General features: G+C 61.7%; 11 protein-coding genes. 3 read left to right on the top strand and 8 right to left on the bottom strand.

The genetic code is table 11. From position 1 onward, the window contains the following. Positions 1-25: 25 nt before the first annotated feature. The 5 genes from KGA98_RS09890 to glgA are packed head-to-tail and all read right to left on the bottom strand — an operon-like array spanning position 26 to position 8,624. Positions 26-343 (bottom strand): DUF2934 domain-containing protein, encoded by a 318-nt coding sequence (locus KGA98_RS09890; RefSeq protein WP_223502216.1) that lies wholly within the window; start codon positions 341-343, stop codon positions 26-28. 21 nt (positions 344-364) lie between these two features. Further along, complete coding sequence (locus KGA98_RS09895) at positions 365-3,160, bottom strand: malto-oligosyltrehalose synthase (RefSeq protein WP_223502217.1); 2,796 nt, start codon at positions 3,158-3,160, stop codon at positions 365-367. Continuing rightward, complete coding sequence (gene malQ / locus KGA98_RS09900) at positions 3,157-5,235, bottom strand: 4-alpha-glucanotransferase (RefSeq protein ID WP_223502218.1); 2,079 nt, start codon at positions 5,233-5,235, stop codon at positions 3,157-3,159. Before malQ ends, KGA98_RS09895 begins: the two co-directional genes overlap by 4 nt. Continuing rightward, on the bottom strand, positions 5,232-7,028 hold the full coding sequence (gene treZ, locus KGA98_RS09905; RefSeq protein ID WP_223502219.1) for a malto-oligosyltrehalose trehalohydrolase: 1,797 nt from the start codon (positions 7,026-7,028) through the stop codon (positions 5,232-5,234). The genes malQ and treZ overlap by 4 nt, the downstream gene beginning before the upstream one ends. A gap of 12 nt (positions 7,029-7,040) precedes the next feature. Continuing rightward, positions 7,041-8,624 carry a glycogen synthase GlgA gene (gene glgA, locus KGA98_RS09910; RefSeq protein WP_223502220.1) on the bottom strand — a complete coding sequence of 528 codons (1,584 nt, stop codon included), beginning with the start codon at positions 8,622-8,624 and terminating at the stop codon, positions 7,041-7,043. A gap of 560 nt (positions 8,625-9,184) precedes the next feature. Between glgA and KGA98_RS09915 the strand changes: the two genes are divergently transcribed. Together KGA98_RS09915 and nudC are read left to right on the top strand one after the other, a co-directional pair. Beyond that, positions 9,185-9,997, top strand: a complete 813-nt coding sequence (locus KGA98_RS09915; protein ID WP_223502221.1) for a crotonase/enoyl-CoA hydratase family protein — start codon at positions 9,185-9,187, stop codon at positions 9,995-9,997. A gap of 6 nt (positions 9,998-10,003) precedes the next feature. After that, on the top strand, positions 10,004-10,834 hold the full coding sequence (nudC, locus tag KGA98_RS09920; RefSeq protein WP_057714951.1) for an NAD(+) diphosphatase: 831 nt from the start codon (positions 10,004-10,006) through the stop codon (positions 10,832-10,834). On the opposite strand, the gene KGA98_RS09925 is transcribed toward nudC, so the two are convergent. The 3 genes from KGA98_RS09925 to KGA98_RS09935 all read right to left on the bottom strand — a co-directional run bounded on the left by KGA98_RS09925 (position 10,802) and on the right by KGA98_RS09935 (position 12,867). Next, the gene (locus KGA98_RS09925; RefSeq protein ID WP_057714950.1) at positions 10,802-11,581 is read right to left on the bottom strand and encodes a TSUP family transporter; all 780 of its coding nucleotides are present in this window, start codon (positions 11,579-11,581) and stop codon (positions 10,802-10,804) included. The genes nudC and KGA98_RS09925 overlap by 33 nt on opposite strands. A 190-nt stretch (positions 11,582-11,771) precedes the next feature. Next, a complete protein-coding gene (locus KGA98_RS09930) occupies positions 11,772-12,248 on the bottom strand; it encodes a DUF1348 family protein (protein WP_020799197.1) in 477 nt (158 codons plus the stop codon). 55 nt (positions 12,249-12,303) lie between these two features. Further along, a complete protein-coding gene (locus KGA98_RS09935; protein ID WP_223502222.1) occupies positions 12,304-12,867 on the bottom strand; it encodes a TetR/AcrR family transcriptional regulator in 564 nt (187 codons plus the stop codon). A gap of 217 nt (positions 12,868-13,084) precedes the next feature. Here KGA98_RS09935 and pssA point away from each other — a divergent pair, with 217 nt between their 5' ends. Next, positions 13,085-14,428, top strand: a complete 1,344-nt coding sequence (gene pssA / locus KGA98_RS09940) for a CDP-diacylglycerol--serine O-phosphatidyltransferase (protein WP_090455075.1) — start codon at positions 13,085-13,087, stop codon at positions 14,426-14,428. Positions 14,429-14,593: the final 165 nt, after the last annotated feature.

Consider the following 14,593-nt stretch of genomic DNA (forward strand, 5'->3'; position numbering starts at 1 on the left):
CTTCACAAGCCCTGTCAGGACAGTCTCAAACCGCTGGCGGTTTTCGCGCAGCCCGGGGCTTTTTCTCGACGGCCTTTTCCCCCGGCGGGATCACTTTTGAAGCCGCTGCCGGTTTGGCCTTGGTTTTTGGCGCGGCGACCTTGGCATCGCCAGCCTTGCCATTGGCCGTTTTGCTGACCGGGGTTTTCGGGGCAGCCTTGGCCGGTTTTTTCGGGGCCAGGGCTTCGGCGTCCGCCAGTTTGCACGCCATCTCCCAGTGGCGGGCTTCCTGGCCTTCGGGTTTTCCTTCGGATTCCCAGATCTGATAGGCAAATTCGCGGATGCGTTTTTCGTCGGTACTCATCGCAATGCTCCTGAACTGAACTCAAGTGTAGGTAGTTTGAATAATGAGATTGACCGGGAAATCCCCCAGCGCGGCGCTGATCAACAGCTCCCTGTGTTTTGTGACTGTGATGCCGGAAAAAAGTCCCTGCAGATGTTCGTCAGGGACGGTGAACGGCAGTCTGACCCGGGTTTCGCCCCACCGCGGCGCGTGGACCTGTGGTTCGGCACCGTTTTCCAGCAGATCGGCACAACGTATCGGCACAATCACAATGGCGCGTTTCCCCTCCCGTTCACGGACAAATCCCAGCACTCGATGGGCCTCGCTGCCCACCACTTCCAGGGCCTGGTAGGTGCCACGCCGAAACAGCTCGGCATGCTCGGCGCGCAGGCTCAGGGTGCGCGCAATCAAGGTTTGCTTGATGCGCCCGTCACGCCAGTTCTGCAACAAGTCCGGCAGGTCCACCGCTTGCTGCAACGCCTGCTGGCGGCTGGCGTAATCCACGGGACGACGGTTGTCCGGGTCGACCAGGCTGAAGTCCCAGAAATCGTTGCCCTGATACAAATCCGGCACGCCGGGCACGGTCATGCGCAGCAAGGTTTGCGCCAAACCATTGAGTGCGCCGGGGGCGGCAATCGAACGGGCAGCCTTGGCCAGGGCCGTACGCAACAGCTCACCTTCGGGGCTGAGCAACAGGCGCTGGATGAAGTCCTCTGTCGCTTGCTCGTAAGGGTCATTGGGCGCGCTCCAGCTGCTTTGCAGTTTGGCTTCACGCAGGGCCTTGCGTTGCCACTGCCAGATACGTTTTGCGTAGTCCTCGAGGGACGGCGGATGATCGATCCCCAACTCCAGCGGCCAACTGCCGAGAATCGTCTGGTACAGAATCATTTCATCGCCCGACGATGGCATTTGATCGTCGTTGCGCAAGGGCCGGGCGAGGGCGCGCCACAGGCCGATCTGGTCGACGTACCAGGCGCTGCGCTCGCTCAGTACCGCCAGCCGCGCCCGTGAATCTTCGCCGCGCTTGTGGTCGTGGGTGGCGCTGGCCAGCAGATTGTCCGGGAAGGTGTCGAGGCGCTCGATGCAGGCCTGATGAAAGTCGGCGGCCGGTGCGCTGAACTGTTCGGTGTTGAAGCCAACGTCATTGCGCGAGAGCAGGACGGCCGATCGATAGAGCGCGGTGTCTTCCACCGATTTCGCCGCCGCCGGCGAGGTCAGTTGCTGGAAACGTACGCAGGCGTGCTTCAGACGCTTGCGTTCACGCCCGGCCGGGCGCGAACGCCAGGGTTCACCGCCGAGCCAGCCGGCCAGGCAGTCGAGCACCGGCCAGTCCGCTTCGCCCAGGGTTTGGCGGGCACCGTCCATGGCCTGGCGGAAAAACGCCTCGTCCCGGGCTGAACGGCCAAGGGGGCCTATGTAGGTGCGGTACACCGGGAAATGCACGATCAGCGCCTGCAAGGCCCGGCGAATGGCGCCGAGGGTCAGGTCGCGGGTCATGAGGTTGTCCCGGGCCACTTGCAGCAGGGCCTGGGCGACGCTTTCGAAATCTCCGGCCAGGGAACCACCGAGGACTTGTTGACGGGCCAGTTGTGCTTCCTGGCAGAAGTCGGCGGGCCGCTCGCTGTGACGATGCCAGAGTTCGGCCAGTGTCTGCGCGCCCTGTGGATCCTGTTGCAACAGTGACAACTGGTTCATGAATTCGTAGCCGGTGGTGCCGTCCACCGACCAGTCGCGATGCAGGGTTTCCCCTTCGCCGAGGATCTTTTCCACATAGATGGGCAGGTGGCGGCCCGCTGACAGGCTGTCGACCCGGCGGCGCAGTTTTCGGCAGTAGCCCCGCGGGTCGGCGAGGCCGTCGATGTGGTCGATGCGCAACCCGTCGATCAGCCCTTGAGCCACCAGTTGGAAGATCTTCGCGTGGGTGGCTTCGAACACGGCGGGACGCTCGACGCGCAGTCCGCCCAACTCATTGATATCGAAGAAGCGCCGCCAGTTGATGTCATCGGCGGCGGTGCGCCAGCTGGCAAGGCGATAGCTCTGGCGTTCCAGCAGGTTGTGCAGGCGCTGGAAGCCTTCGCCGGTCAGTGAGGCGTAGTTGTTCAGGTGCTGCTCAATGGCTTGGGCAATGGCCGGATCGCTGACCAGATCGCGAAGTTCTGCTTTCAATGGCAGGGCCAGGCTGTGGGCGTCGGTCTGGTAGCTCAGGGTGCTGAAGCGATCGGCCAGGTTTTTAAGTTGTTCGGCCTGTTGCGTATCGAGCGGTGCATCGGTCCTGAGCAGCTCCCCGTAATCGCTGGGGCAAATGGGGAAACGGTGTTCGTAGTGCTCGACATGGAAGGTGCCGTGCCAGGCATCGAATCGCAGGGGCAGGGTGCCGTCCTGCAACGCGACGCCGTAGTCGCTGCCCAGAAACGGCAGGAGCAACTGGCCTTCCATCAACGGGTCGGATGAGTGCCACTGGATATCGAAAAACTCTCCGTAAGGACTCAGGCGTCCCCACTCCAGCAAATCCAGCCACCAGGGATTATCGTTGCCGCCGACCGCCATATGGTTGGAGACAACGTCGAGGATCAACCCCATGTTGTGCCCATGCAGAGCACTGACCAGACTGTTCAGCGCCGCCTCACCGCCCAGTTCCGGATTGACCCTGGTCGGATCCACCACGTCGTAGCCATGCATCGACCCGGCGCGGGCGCGCAATAGCGGGGAGGCGTAGACATGGCTGATGCCGAGGCGGGCGAAATACGGCACTAGTGGCACCGCGTCTTCGAGCGTGAAGCCTTTGTGAAATTGCAGGCGCAAGGTGGCGCGCAGTGGTCGGGTCGGCACCTGGGTCATCGATCACGCTCGGCCGCCTGGAGCCGCGCGCAGGCGAGCAATTCCAGGCGTCGTGCGGCATCCGCTCCGTCGAGCAGGGCTTCGCTGTATCCGGGCAAGCGCCGCGACCAGTTGGGGTGGGTGTCGGTGGTGCCGGGCAGGTTGGCTTGCTGTTCGACGCCAAGGGCATCTTCCAGGGGCAGCAGCACCAAGGGTGCCCGGGTATGACCGAGGAAGCGCACGCTGGCATCGAGCACCTGGTCGGTTTCGTGGGACTCTTCGCGAAAGTTCTGCGGGTCCTGGCTCAACGCCCGGCGCAGGCCTTCGCGCTCGCGTTCGCGGTGCTGGCGCCATTCGATTTCACCGCTGGCATCGACCATGCCGAGCCGGGCATTCCAGTCGATATCGCGACCATGCCACCAGCCGTTGAGGGTCGGCAGGTCATGGGTGCTGGTGGTGGCCAGGGCGTTGTCCGGCCAGTCGAGGATCGGCTTGAAGTGCGTGTTGTCCTGTTCGAACAGCAATACCCGCATGCCCAGCATCGAACGGGCGATGAGTTTTTCCCGCAGGCCGTCCGGCACGGTGCCGAGGTCTTCGCCGAGGACGATGGCCTGGTGACGATGGGATTCCAGGGTCAGCAAACGCAGCAGATCGTCCACGGGGTAATACAGGTAAGCGCCGTCGGCCGGCGGCGATCCGTTGGGGATGACCCACAAACGCTGCAAGCCCATGACGTGATCGATGCGCAAACCGCCGCAGTGGGCGAAGTTGGCCCGCAACATTTCGATGAAGGCCCGGAAACCATTGCGCACCAGGCCTTCAGGGGAGAACGCGGAAATCCCCCAGCCCTGGCCGGTGCGGTTGAGAATATCCGGTGGCGCGCCGACGGTGAGGGACGCGAGCAGTTCGTCCTGACGGCTCCAGGCCTGGCTCCCGCCGCCATCGGCGCCAACGGCCAGGTCGGCGATCAGTCCGATACTCATGCCGCTGGCGCGGGCGGCGGTTTGCGCGCGCTCCAGGCAGCGCGTGATCAGCCACTGGCAGAAGGCGAAGAAGCCGATGCGCCCGGCATTCTCTTCGGCGAATGCCGCCAGTTCGGCGCTGCGCGGGTTGCGCCAGGGTTCGGGCCACTGCCGCCAGTCGAGGTGTTCACCCCGGGCGGCGCGTGCCTCCTGGATGGCTTCGAAGCGGCAGTGGTTTTCCAGCGCTTCGCCAGCGGCGTGACGAAAGCTGCTGAAGTCTTCGTGCAAGGGGTGTTCACCCTGGACGAAACCTTCGTACAGCGACTGCAACAGCCGATGCTTGGCTTCGGCGGCGGCCGGCCAGTCAATCAGCGGACGCTCTTCCAGCGCCTTGAGTTCAATGGCCAGCCCGGTTGCATCGATGGCGGTACGCAGCGCGCGTTCGCCGAGAATGGTGCCGGGGGCGCAGTAAAGGCTGTTGAGAAACAAACGGCTGGACGGCGAATACGGGCTGTAGCGTTGGGTGTCACTGGCAAACATCGCATGCAGCGGGCTGATCGCCAGCGCCTCGGCTCCACGCTCGCCGGCTACCCGGGCGAGGTCCTCCAACGCCTGGGTGTCACCAAACCCGCCGTCGCCGGGGCGGCGCAGTCCATACAACTGCACGCTCAGGCCCCAGGCTCGGGGGATCGGGTTGTCCACGGCATCGGCCACGCTGTAGCAACGGGCAGGGGCCACGGCCAGGGTGAAGTTTTGTCCGTCCATGCTGATCTGTTGATAGCCGACCGGTACCAGCCCCGGCAGAACCGCGTTGTCGTCCAGTTTCAGGTTGAGCCGCGAACCGTCCTCCAGGTGGATTTCGCATGGGGTCCCGGGCTCGAAAAAACGCGCCAGGTCCAGGCCCATCCCCGCATCGGCGGTGATCAATGGCGGCAAGTGATGGGTCTGTTGCGCCTCTTGCAGTTCCAGCAGGCTGGCGTCGATTTCCTGGGCACTGCCGGCCGGGTGGCCCAGGCCGGCCAGCACGTTGCGCAACACGGACGGCGCGACTTTTTGCGGGCGGCCGTTGGCGTCGATCCAGTCGACGGCGAGGCCGGCACGGCTGGCCAGGATTTCCAGTTGCGCATCACTCATGGACGCTCTCCAAACGAGGTAGCAAAGGGGACTGCGGCGGCGAGGCTGACGAGCGCGCAATACGGGGCAAGAGTGTTTGTAGCCGGCAGGTCGGGGTTCTGTGGCGGGTATTCGAACAAGCGCATGGCATCGGTCTGTGAGGTATGGACTACAGGCCTGGCGCTGAGGTTCAGGTCAATGCGCAGCTGGCTGCCATCGCCCAAGCGCCAGGATGCACTGACCGCGCCTTCGCCCAGCACATCGGTTCCCAGTGCCTGGGCGCCCGGCAGGCGCGGGATGATGTGCCGGTGACGGATCTGCAACAGGCGGCAATACAGGTCGTGCATCTCGCAATGGCCGGTCGATGGCAGGACCGGGCGGGACGCTGCAAACGTCTGCGGATCATTCGGGTCCGGAATGTGTTCGCGCAGGATCGGGTCGGCAAAGGCGGTGAGCGCCGCGAACTCGCTGCGCCGGCCGTCGCGAACCTGCTTGGCCAATTCACCATGATGGCTGGTGAAAAACAGGAAGGGTTGCTCGACCGCAAATTCGTCGCCCATGAACAGCAGCGGAATCATCGGCGACAACAGCAGCAGCACCGTGGCGGCCCGCAGCGCTTGCGGGTGGGCGAGTTGATGCAGGCGCTCGCCGAAGGCCCGGTTGCCGATCTGGTCATGGTTCTGCAAAAACAGAATGAATGCACTGGGCGGCAGATGCCCGCTGGGTTCACCCCGCGCCACACCATGGCGGTTGAGATGGCCCTGGAACACGAAACCCTGGCTCAGGCAGCGCGCCAGTTGTTCGGTGGGGTTTTGCGCGTAATCGGCGTAATAGGCGTCGGTTTCCCCGGTCAGCAATACATGCAGGGCGTTGTGGCCGTCATCGTTCCACTGCGCGTCGTAACCCTGTTCGAGCAGGCTGGCCTGGTTGTGTTCGTTCTCCACCATCAGCCATACATGCCGCGCCGGCCCGGTCTGCTGGCGCACCCGTCGTGCCAGTTCCTGGAGGAAGTCCGGGTCTTCGATGGCGTGCACCGCGTCCAGGCGCAAACCGTCGAAACGGTATTCCAGCAGCCACATCAAGGCGTTTTCGATGAAGAAGTCCCGTACTTCGCGACGGCGAAAGTCGATGGCCGCGCCCCACGGCGTGTGTTTGTCTTCGCGAAAAAAGCCCTTGGCATAACGATGCAGGTAATTGCCATCCGGGCCGAAGTGGTTGTAGACCACGTCGAGAATCACCGCCAGGCCGTGGCCGTGGGCGGTGTCGATCAAGTGCTTGAGCTGCTCGGGGGAGCCGTATGACGCCTGGGGCGCGTAGGGCAGGACGCCGTCATAACCCCAATTGCGCTCACCGGGAAACTGCGCGACGGGCATCAGTTCGATCGCGGTGACACCCAGTTCGACCAGCCGCGCCAAATGCTGCTCGACGGCGCTGAAGCCGCCGAGCGCACCGACATGCAGTTCGTAGATCACCGCTTCGTTCCATGGCCGTCCCAGCCAGGCACTGTGTTGCCAGGCATAGACCAGCGGATCGACCACCACGCTGTGCCGGTCGATATCGCCGGCCTGAGCGCGGGAGGCCGGGTCGGGCACTTCCAGTTCGCCGTCGATGCTGTAGCGGTAACGCGTGCCCGCCGCGCATCGGATGTTGCTCACGAACCAGCCGTCGGCCTGGGGCAGCAACGGCAAGGACTGTCCATTTTCCAGTTCGACACTGACGTAGAACGCATCTGGCGCCCACAACGCGAATCGCGTGTGCTCTGCGTCCAGCATGATTGCGCCGTGGGGCCAGGTCTCAAGGGTCCGTAACGGCATCTTGAAAGCCTCTTACTGTTTGTGCGATTTCCCCAATGCCTTAGCCACAAGCTGTTCGTAGAGCTCGGCGTAGGGTTCGACCGCCTTGCACCAGTTGAACGGCGCCGCCATGGCCCGGCAGCGCATGGCGTGCAGCAGGTCGGGAAAGGCGAACACCTTGAACGCGCGGCTCAGGGCTTCCTGGTAGCTCTGCACCGTGGATTCATCGAACAGGAAACCGGTCACGCCGTTTTCGATGGTGTCGGCCAGGCCACCGGTGTTGCGCGCCACCGGCAACGAACCGAAGCGCTGGGCGTACATCTGGCTCAGGCCGCATGGCTCGTAACGCGAAGGCATCAGCAGGAAGTCGCTGCCGGCGAACATGCGCCGGGCGTCGGTTTCGTTGAAGCCGATGCGTACGCCGATCTGCCCGGGGAAGCGCAGGGCAAGCTGGCGCATCGACTGTTCCTCTTCCGGCTCGCCACGGCCGATGATCGCGATCTGGCCGCCGGATTTGACGATGTACTCGGACACCGCTTCGGTCAGGTCCAGGCCTTTCTGGTAGACCAGGCGTGAAACCACGGCGAACAGCGGCCCTTCGGAATCTTCCAGACCGAACAGCTCGCGGACATGGGCGGCGTTCACGGCCTTGCCATCCCAGTCGCCGATGTTGAACGGGCAGAACAGGTGCGGATCGGTCGCCGCATCCCAGCTTTCATCGATGCCGTTGGGAATGCCGCTGAGCAGGCCTTGCTGGGTCTTGGCGGCGAGGAAACCGTCCAGGCCGCAGCCGAAATCCGGGGTGGTGATTTCCTGGGCGTAGGTCGCGCTGACGGTGGTGATGTGGCTCGAATAGGCCATGCCGGCCTTGAGGAACGACATCTTGCCGTAGAACTCCATGCCTTCCTGTTGCAGCGCGTGATGGGGTATGCCCAGTTCGGGGCACGAGCCCAGGCTGGTCACACCTTGATAGGCCAGGTTGTGAATGGTGAACAGCGTCGGCGTGCGCTGCCCACGCCAGTGCATGTAGGCCGGGGCCAGGCCGGCCGGCCAGTCGTGGGCGTGCACCAGATCCGGGCACCAATGGATCTGCGCGAGGTTGGCGGCAATATCGGCCGCCGCCAGGCCCAGACGGGCGAAACGGATATGGTTGTCCGGCCAGTCGCGGCCGTTGTTGGCGCCGTAGGGCGAACCTTCGCGCTCGTAGAGTTCGGGGCAAATCAGTACGTAAATGACCAGACCGTCGGGCATGTCCATGCGCCCGATCTTGCACGGTGGCAGCGCAGCATGACCGCCAAGCTCGCCAATGATATGGATCGGATTTTCGCTGTTCAGCACCTGCGGGTAACCCGGGATCAGTACCCGCACATCGTGCAGATGGGCCATGGCCCGTGGCAGCGCTGCAGAAACGTCGCCCAGGCCACCGGTCTTCACCAGGTCGGCAATTTCCGAGGTGACGAACAACACTTTTTTACGGTTGGGATTCTGGTTGGCTGCCGGAGTCAGCGTCCTGGTGCCAGGAACGCCGACGGGTTGGGTGTTTGCGGCAGTTACGGCGCTCGATTCGCCGACCTGATGAGCACGCTCTCCCTGTATTTCCAAAGCCGTACTGATCATATGAATCTCCCGTGTTGTTGATCTAATTCTTAGGTCTGGCAAACGGTGTTTCATGGCCAATTGCTGTGGCCGGGCGCAATCGCGCTACGCATCAGTGAGCAAGCGCTGCCCAATGCGTCGAAGCAAAAGGGGTGAATGAGCCATTGCAAGGATTGCACCAGTCGCAACGCACCTTCTTGTCAGAGGACCGATCGGGATTGGAAAAAGTTTCGACTATTTTTCCACTTTGTGACCGACCGGTTTCGCCTCAAGAAAATGAGTCTAGGCCAGAACTTAGAGCGGTAAAGGCCAGATGGCAAAATTGTTCGACAATCGGTTTGTAGCGGTACGAACGTGCCTGATAGAGGTGCAAACGCCCCGACGAAGTGCAGGTTTTTTTGCGTTTTGGCCTCAAAAATTCACAGGGCAGTCACATAAATGAGCGACGTGATTTATCAGGAGTGCACTGTTCTGGTGCGCCGGTTTGAGTCCCGCATTTGGCCGAACCGCTGCCTTACTGCCCACCTTGATGCCTTGTTATAGTTCGGGCCTCATTTTTTGCCCGCAAAAGGATCATTGGCATGTCTCAATACAGCGCGTTCAACGTCGAGCTGGTCGATAAAATCGCCCACGTACAGATCAACCGCCCGGAGAAGATCAACTCGATGAACGCGGCGTTCTGGAGCGAGATCGTCGAGATCTTCCAGTGGATCGACGACACCGATGAAGTGCGCGTGGTGGTCCTCAGCGGGGCAGGCAAGCATTTCTCCTCGGGTATCGACCTGATGATGCTGGCCGGTGTGGCCAATGAGCTGGGCAAGGACGTCGGACGCAATGCGCGCCTGTTGCGGCGCAAGATCCTCACCCTGCAAGCGTCGTTCAATGCAGTCGATAACTGCCGCAAACCGGTGCTTTCGGCCATTCAGGGTTACTGCCTGGGGGGCGCCATCGACCTGATTGCCGCGTGCGACATGCGTTATGCCGCCGAGGACGCACAGTTTTCGATCAAGGAAATCGACATCGGCATGGCCGCCGACGTTGGCACGCTGCAACGCTTGCCGCGGATCATCGGTGACGGCATGCTGCGCGAACTGGCTTACACTGGTCGCACCTTCGGTGCCGACGAAGCGCGAGACATGGGCTTGGTCAATCGCGTCTACAGCGACAACGCCAGCCTGCTCGACGGCGTCATGGGCATTGCCTACGCAATCGCCAGCAAGTCGCCGATCGCCGTCACCGGCACCAAGGAAATGATCAGCTACATGCGCGACCATCGCATCGATGACGGCCTCGAATACATCGCCACCTGGAACGCCGCCATGCTGCAATCCACCGATCTGCGCGTGGCCATGGCCGCCCATATGAGCAAACAGAAACCCGAATTTCTGGATTGATTAACCATGATTCCTCGCTGGACCACCGCAGTACTGGACACCGATCAACCCGGCGGCTGGGCCATCGCGCGCAGCCCCGAAGGCTTTCTGTTCGATGACAACGGCGCACTGTTCGCTCGCGAATGGCTCAAGCGCCAGGACCTGTCGATTCTTGCCGAGCATGGCATCGGTCATCTCGATGGCGAGCCGGTCTATCTGCTGGAGTTGCGCAGTCACAGCGAAGTGTCGGGTTGCAACTGGAAAGGCCTGCGGGCGTTCATGCTCGAAGGCGATCACACGCTCTACAAGGTGCTCGGTTACGCCGCACAGATCGGCACCTGGGCCCGTGAACACCGCTATTGCGGTAACTGCGGTCAGGCCATGACCCAGGTGCCACGCGAACGGGCGATGTATTGTCAGCCGTGCGATCTGCGCAGCTACCCACGGATTTCGCCGAGCATGATCGTACTGGTGACCCGAGGCGATGAAGTGCTGTTGGCGCGTTCACCGCGTTTTGTCAGCGGTGTCTACAGCACCCTGGCCGGGTTTGCCGAGCCGGGCGAATCGGCCGAGGACTGCCTGATTCGCGAAGTTCGCGAAGAGGTGAGCATCGAGGTCAGGAACATCCAGTACATGGGCAGCCAGTGCTGGCCGTTCCCGCACTCGATGATGCTCGGCTTTCACGCCGAATATGCCGGTGGCGAGATCGTCTGTCAGGAAGACGAGATCGAGGACGCCCAGTGGTTCAACGTGCACGAGCTGCCGCCGTTGCCGGCGTCACGCTCGATTGCCCGTTACCTGATCGACGTATACGTGGCGCGGCGCTTAGGCCACGCTGAACCAGTGCTGCCAGGCTAGGCGCACGGTCAGGCCCAGCACCACGGTGATGAACACCGGACGAATGAATTTCGCGCCGCCGCTGATGGCGGTGCGGGCGCCGAAGAAGGCGCCGACCATCAACGACAAGCCCATGCACAGGCCGATGATCCAGTCCACCTGACCGGAAAAGATGAAGATCGACAGCGCCGCCGCGTTGCTGACGAAGTTCATGCTGCGTGCCACACCGCTGGCTTTCACCAGATCGATGGGGTAGAGCAGCAGGCTGCTCACGGTCCAGAACGCGCCCGTGCCGGGACCCGCCACACCGTCATAGAAGCCGAGGCTGAAGCCTTGGGTCGACTGCCACTTTTTCTTGATCGGTGCCTCGCTGTCCAGTGGCGCTTTTGGCGTGCCGCCAAACAATAGATAGACACCGCAAGCGAAGACGATCACCGGCAGCATCTTGTTCAGCCATTCCGCCGGCAGGTAATGCGCGACCACGGCACCGGTCAGCGCTCCGACCAGGGTGCCGACGATGGCATGAATCCATTGCGCGGGGTGGAACAGCTTGCGGCGGTAGAAGGTGAAGCTGGCGATGGCCGAGCCGAAGGTCGAGCTGAGTTTGTTGGTGCCCAGCACCAGATGCGGCGGCAGGCCGGCGGTCAACAAGGCCGGGGTGGTCAACAGCCCACCGCCACCGGCGATGGCGTCGATGAAACCGGCAACAAAAGCGACTAAGGCCAGGATGGCCAGGGTGGAGAGGTCAACGCTGAGTTCGAAAGGCATGGGATCGGCTTATTCGGCGGGTGCAGAAAGAGGCTGCGGGGAAGGGCAGCATCTTACTCATCTGTACAACACAAAACCAATGTGGGAGCGAGCTTGCTCGCGATGGCGGTGTGACAGGCAACAGATCTGCTGAATGTACAACCGCTATCGCGAGCAAGCTCGCTCCCACAGGGTTTAGCGTGAAGCTGAATTACAAGCCCAGATCCGACAAACTCGGATGATCGTCAGGTCGACGACCCAGCGGCCAGTGGAACTTGCGCTCGCTTTCCTTGATCGGCATGTCGTTGATGCAGGCGAAGCGGCGGGCCATCAGGCCGTCCTCGTTGAACTCCCAGTTTTCGTTGCCGTAGGAGCGGAACCAGTTGCCCGAGTCGTCATGCCATTCATAGGCATAACGCACGGCAATTCGGTTGTCGGTGAACGCCCACAGCTCCTTGATCAACCGATAATCAAGCTCCTTGGCCCACTTGCGGGTCAGGAAGCCTTTGGCTTCTTCGCGGTTATAGGCGAACTCGGCGCGATTGCGCCACTTAGTGTCCAGGGTATAGGCCAGGGACACCCGCTCCGGGTCCCGGGAGTTCCAGCCGTCTTCGGCCAGGCGAACTTTTTCAATGGCCGATTCACGGGTGAAAGGGGGTAATGGCGGACGAACTTCGGCATTAGACATTTAAAGTCTCCGTATCAAGTTAAAGTTAAAACAACAGTCGAGCTTGATCAGGTTGCTACAGGTCCAATAACTTTCGCGCCATGCATTGCGCATTATCGGCGGCACTGTGATCACCCATGACAAGCGCCACGGTAATGGCACCGTCGATCAGGATCAGCAGCTGTTTGGCCAGCAACTGCGGATCCTCGGCGCCATGTTCGGTACACAGCTCGCACACGTAGTCGAGCAGCTTTTGTTTATGCTCTTTGGCGAGCAGGCGCACCGGGTCTTGCGGGTCGCCGGTTTCGCCACTGGTGTTGATGAACGCGCAGCCGCGGAAACCGTCGGAGGCGAACCACGATTTGAGTACGGTAAACAGGTTGAGCAGTCGCTCGGCCGGGGTTTGTGCCTGGTCGACTGCGCCTCTGTACCAGTGCATCCAGCGCTGGTCCCGGCGTTGCAGGGCGGCCACCACCAGTTCGTCCTTGTTGGCGAAGTAGCGGTAGATGCTTTTTCTGGAGACGCCGGCGGTTTTCACCAGAAGATCCATGCCAGTGGCGGCTATGCCACTTTTGTAGATCAACTTTTCGGTGACATCCAGAATGATGTCGCGTGTGTCGTTGCTAGTGATATCGTTCATGTTGCAAACAGTAGAACGATCGTTCTCCATGGTCAATCGATATTTTTCTAGTGCCTGATAAATGGTCTTCGCGAGCAGGCTCGCTCCCACATGGGAATGCATTCAGCCAGTGGGAGCGAGCTTGCCCGCGAAGGGGGCATTACAGACGGTAACAAGACCCGAACCTTTGCATGGTGTAAGCTCATGGGTTCTTCGGATTCGACCCATTGCGAGCCCTATGCCGTCGCTTTTCAAACGCTCCCTGCTGCCCAAGTTGCGCAGTTTTCCGCTGACGGCCGATGCCGTTGGCGTCCTTTGCGGCGCTGCCGAATTCCGTCGTTGCCTGCTGGAGAAAATCGCCAGCGCGACCCGGCGCATCTACATCGTTGCGCTGTACCTGCAACAGGATGAAGCCGGCCAGGAAATTCTCGATGCCTTGCACGCCGCCAAACTGGCGCGTCCGGAACTGGACGTGGTGGTGGTCGTCGACTGGCTGCGCGCCCAGCGCGGCCTGATCGGTGCCGGCAAGCAACCGGGCAACTCCGCCTGGTATCAGGAAATGACCCGCACCCATGCCAGCGAAGTGCCGATCTACGGCGTCCCGGTACAAACCCGCGAACTGTTCGGTGTGTTGCACCTTAAAGGCTTCGTGATCGATGACTGCGTGATCTACAGCGGTGCGAGCCTGAACAATGTGTATCTGCACAAGTTCGACAAGTACCGCTACGACCGCTATCACCTGCTGCACAATCGTGAACTGGCCGATTCGATGCAGCACCTGGTGCAGCACGGCCTGGTGGCTTCCAAAGCGGTGCACCGCCTCGACCTGCCAAACCTGCCGACCACCCGCAGCCTGCGCAATGACATCGGTGACCTGCGCAGCCGCCTCAAGCACGCGGCGTACGACACCACGCAGGGCACCACCGACAGGACCGGTTTGTCCGTCAGCCCGCTGCTTGGCGTCGGCAAGAACAATCCGCTGAACCGGGTGATCTGCGAACTGATCGCCAGCGCCCAGCAGCAACTGACCATTTGCACACCGTACTTCAACCTGCCGCTGGCGATCATCCGCGAGATCAACCGCGCGCTGGCCCGCGGGGTGAAGATCGACATCGTGGTCGGCGACAAGACGGCCAACGACTTCTACATTCCGCCGAGCGAACCGTTCCGGGTCATTTCGGCGCTGCCGTACCTGTACGAAATCAGCTTGCGCCGGTTTGCCAAGCGTCATCAGCGCAACATCGACAGCGGGCAGTTGAACCTGCACCTGTGGCGTGACGGTGACAACACCTACCACCTCAAGGGCATGTGGATCGACCGGCGCTATACCTTGCTGACCGGCAACAACCTCAACCCGCGGGCGTTTCGACTCGATCTGGAAAACGCCTTGTTGCTCGATGATCCCCATGGCGAACTGCTGGAACCGCGTGGCAAAGAGCTGGCGGAGATCTTCCAGCACACCCGGCGAATCGAGCACTTCCAAAACCTGGAAACCCTGGCCGAATACCCGGCGGGCGTGGCCAAGTTCCTCAAGCGCGTGAGTCGTGTGCGGATCGAACGGTTGCTCTACCGCATTCTGTGAATTCAGAAAAGCCATCGCGAGCAAGCTCGCTCCCACAGGAATCCGGGTGTTCACAGCATTTGTGAACAATGCAGATCCAGTGTGGGAGCGAGCTTGCTCGCGATAGCGGTGGATCAATCAACAGGGATACTGTTTCAGCTAAGATGCCCCCCACTCGAACAAGAA

This window comes from Pseudomonas sp. BF-R-24 (genome assembly GCF_019947335.1).
Lineage (GTDB): Bacteria > Pseudomonadota > Gammaproteobacteria > Pseudomonadales > Pseudomonadaceae > Aquipseudomonas > Aquipseudomonas jessenii.

Coding starts and splice junctions, on each gene's coding strand:
- KGA98_RS09890 (WP_223502216.1), bottom strand. CDS start 343: ATGAGTACCGACGAAAAACGCATCCGCGAATTTGCCTATCAGATCTGG.
- KGA98_RS09895 (WP_223502217.1), bottom strand. CDS start 3,160: ATGACCCAGGTGCCGACCCGACCACTGCGCGCCACCTTGCGCCTGCAA.
- malQ (WP_223502218.1), bottom strand. CDS start 5,235: ATGAGTGATGCGCAACTGGAAATCCTGGCCAGCCGTGCCGGCCTCGCC.
- treZ (WP_223502219.1), bottom strand. CDS start 7,028: ATGCCGTTACGGACCCTTGAGACCTGGCCCCACGGCGCAATCATGCTG.
- glgA (WP_223502220.1), bottom strand. CDS start 8,624: ATGATCAGTACGGCTTTGGAAATACAGGGAGAGCGTGCTCATCAGGTC.
- KGA98_RS09915 (WP_223502221.1), top strand. CDS start 9,185: ATGTCTCAATACAGCGCGTTCAACGTCGAGCTGGTCGATAAAATCGCC.
- nudC (WP_057714951.1), top strand. CDS start 10,004: ATGATTCCTCGCTGGACCACCGCAGTACTGGACACCGATCAACCCGGC.
- KGA98_RS09925 (WP_057714950.1), bottom strand. CDS start 11,581: ATGCCTTTCGAACTCAGCGTTGACCTCTCCACCCTGGCCATCCTGGCC.
- KGA98_RS09930 (WP_020799197.1), bottom strand. CDS start 12,248: ATGTCTAATGCCGAAGTTCGTCCGCCATTACCCCCTTTCACCCGTGAA.
- KGA98_RS09935 (WP_223502222.1), bottom strand. CDS start 12,867: ATGAACGATATCACTAGCAACGACACACGCGACATCATTCTGGATGTC.
- pssA (WP_090455075.1), top strand. CDS start 13,085: ATGCCGTCGCTTTTCAAACGCTCCCTGCTGCCCAAGTTGCGCAGTTTT.